The 1,872-nt window shown below is 45.5% G+C and carries 2 protein-coding genes; both read left to right on the top strand.

Annotated elements, in window-relative coordinates; translation table 11 throughout:
• On the top strand, window positions 1–404 hold a 404-nt coding region (ruvC, locus tag R8O70_RS24820), incomplete at its 5' end, for a crossover junction endodeoxyribonuclease RuvC (protein ID WP_318184415.1).
• Window positions 405–525: 121 nt separating this feature from the next.
• On the top strand, window positions 526–1,872 hold a 1,347-nt coding region (locus R8O70_RS24815), incomplete at its 3' end, for a methyl-accepting chemotaxis protein (protein WP_318184414.1).

Raw genomic sequence — 1,872 nt, 5'->3', positions numbered from 1 at the left:
AATTGCCAGGTCGGCTTAAGCAAATCTATGCTGGCGTTACGGAAATCATCACCCAGTTTCAACCAGACGTATTTGCAATTGAGCAAGTGTTCATGGCGAAAAATGCCGATTCTGCTCTAAAGCTAGGGCAGGCTCGCGGTAGTGCGATTGTTGCGGCGGTGAATGCGGATCTTCCTGTGTATGAGTATGCTGCCCGTCTTATTAAGCAAGCTGTAGTGGGGACTGGTGGTGCAGACAAAGTGCAAGTTCAGCACATGGTGCAGCACATGTTAAAATTACCTGCAAAGCCTCAAGCCGATGCTGCGGATGCACTCGGTGTGGCAATTTGTCATGCCAATACGAACAAGACCTTGGTTGCGCTCGCAGGCAAAGCAAGCAGTGCGAGAAAAGGGCGTTATCGCTAGACTCTTACCGTACTAAAAATGAGACACCTCAGACAGATTTAAGGAATAAATTTGTTGTGAAAATGTTACAAAACTATAGTGATCCGATGTCTAATAAGAAATCAATCAAGGAAGATTGAACATGAATCCAGCCACGCTGTGGCGCAGTGTATTTATGCCGCGCCAACCTCAATGGACGAGAACGCAACAACGTCAAGCTGACATCCTCTCTTTATTTACCTTCATCGCTTTTCTGGTCGGAATTTATAGCTTAATTAAGTGGTTCAAGCATGGACACGAAAGCTTGATCTTAACTTCTGTCATTCTGATTACTCTTGAGCTTGTTTCCGCTTCTAGTCTCAAATGGTTTAAGCAACCTGCGTTATCACTTAACCTTGGTTTTGTCGGGATGTCGGTGCATGCACTCAATATCATTTATCAAAGTGGTGGTGTGGTTGATTCAACTCAAACTTATTGGGTGCCTTTGTTGGTTGTCGCTTTCTTCTTATCTGGCACTCGTCTTATCGCTATTGCTTGGAGTGGCGTGGTGATTGCCATTTCCGCCTTAATGACACATCAGCATGTTTCGGGTTTTGAGTTTCCTCAACTGGTACTATCGGAAGCTTCTCATCGACTAGAAATTTGGTCTGGTACCGTATTGCCGCTGGTGGTGATTTGTATCGCTCAGGCATTTACTGCTAAGCAACGTGATGATGCGATTGAAAATGCCGAAGCAGCAAAAGTCGAGAGTGAACAAGTCGCCAAAAAAGCAACAGAAGGCGAACTGCATCTGGCTGAAGTATTGGAACAAGCTAATTTAAATTCGATAGAGCTGAAATCTGTTTCGCAAGCGCTTGATGAGCAATCGTCGCAGTTGGATGAGCAAGTCAATGCACTCAACGTGAATAGTGAATCTCAAGCAAGTGCGGCAGAGCAAATGAGCCAACAAGTACATCACATGGCTACAGGGATTGAAGAGTCGAGCAAGTTTGTGGAAGAGCTGCGTGAGAAGAGTGAAGACGTTCATCAACAAGCAGAGAAAAGCTCTGAACTGCTAGAAGATTCTACTCAAGCCATCAGCCAGATCATTACTAGCCATGAAGAAATCATGAAAGTGGCAGACTTGATTACCTCTGTAGCAGAGCAAACCAACTTGCTGGCTTTAAATGCGGCAATCGAAGCGGCGCGAGCAGGAGAGCAGGGCAGAGGTTTTGCTGTGGTTGCCGAGCAAGTACGAGAGCTATCAGCGAAGAGTAGCCAGTCCGCTATTGAGATTCGACACTTACTTGATCGTAGTGAGCAAGAAGTGAAGCATGGTCAAGACGTGGTGACGTCAAGCACCGAGAGGATGAACACTATTATTCAGCAAGTGACGACGATATCTCATGACGTACAAAGTTTATCAAGCATTATGGCAACGCAAATGACAGCGCTAAAAGAACTTGATGAAGCGAGTAGCGAAGTGGCGAATGGTGTAGTGAATACAAAA

The organism is Vibrio sp. 779(2023) (assembly GCF_033344285.1).
Taxonomy (GTDB): Bacteria; Pseudomonadota; Gammaproteobacteria; order Enterobacterales; family Vibrionaceae; genus Vibrio; species Vibrio alginolyticus.
This window is presented reverse-complemented; position numbering and strand designations above follow the sequence as displayed.